This window comes from Stenotrophomonas sp. Ste96 (assembly GCF_024519495.1).
GTDB classification, from domain to species: domain Bacteria; phylum Pseudomonadota; class Gammaproteobacteria; order Xanthomonadales; family Xanthomonadaceae; genus Stenotrophomonas; species Stenotrophomonas bentonitica_A.
In genome coordinates this window covers 1-848 of sequence record NZ_JALJRX010000038.1, presented here as the reverse complement: position 1 = coordinate 848, position 848 = coordinate 1, and the positions used below count along the sequence as shown (strand labels likewise).

The following is an 848-nucleotide window of genomic DNA, read 5'->3' as shown; positions in this document are numbered from 1 at the left end:
GTCGGTGCCGTCTACAGGGGGAAGGCGCAAAGTAGGTCGCGTGTCTGCCAAAGCTTAAAGCTCCATTTCACTTGGCAGCCGCCCTGTTACCCCCGATAACGGTCCCTAGTCGCCGACGGCTCCTCGTTGGGGGCCAAGCTGATTGGGATCGGGGCACTGAGTCGTCCGTGTTAGAGATCTCGGCGCTCAAAATGACCGAAATTTCGGACATGAGGCTCGGGATGTGTAGAATAACGGACATGAAAGACATGATCCTCTTCCGCTTGGCCGACCAGATCAAGAGCATGCGCATTCGGCGCGGTCTGAGCCAGTCGGACCTAGCCGCAGCCGCAGGCGTGAACCGGAAAACGATCATCGAGCTGGAGAAGGGTGCTGCCGGGATCGCCATTGGGACCGTTGTCGCGGTATTGGAAAGGATGGGCGGCGAGCTGACAGTGGTGCCTGCGTCCAAGCCAACTACGGCTGAAGTGCAGGCGCTGCTTGGGCTCGAGTGAATCGCCCAGGGTTCCGTAGACACCTCGCAGCCATAAACTATGGCTTAGGCGGAGGTGGTTATGAGCACGAAGCGGTACACCGATGAGTTCAAGATCGAGGCGGTCCGACAGATCGTTGAGTACGGCCGTCCGGTAGCGGAGGTTGCCGAGCGACTGGGCGTGTCGATCCATAGTCTTTACGGCTGGAAGCGGCAACAAGGCAAAGGCGATGTTGGCCGGCGTGTCGAGCAGGACCAGAACGCGGAAGTGCGCCGCCTCAAGGCTGAGCTACGCAGAGTCACTGAATAGCGAGACATCCTAAAAAAAGGTTCTTCACCCAACTCCGGGGAAGGCCGCCCGGATCTTCAGGAAGAA

The 848-nt window shown here is 59.0% G+C and carries 1 protein-coding gene and 1 pseudogene; both read left to right on the top strand.

What is annotated here, in order from left to right; genetic code table 11:
• Positions 1-239 precede the first annotated feature (239 nt).
• Complete coding sequence (locus tag OC373_RS18715; RefSeq protein WP_046272522.1) at positions 240-494, top strand: helix-turn-helix domain-containing protein; 255 nt, start codon at positions 240-242, stop codon at positions 492-494.
• A gap of 60 nt (positions 495-554) precedes the next feature.
• A pseudogene (locus tag OC373_RS18710) lies at positions 555-779 on the top strand (transposase); the annotation flags it as partial.
• Positions 780-848 lie beyond the last annotated feature (69 nt).

Bases quoted from the DNA above. Each gene is read 5' to 3' on its own strand.
- OC373_RS18715 (WP_046272522.1), top strand. From the start codon at position 240: ATGAAAGACATGATCCTCTTCCGCTTGGCCGACCAGATCAAGAGCATG.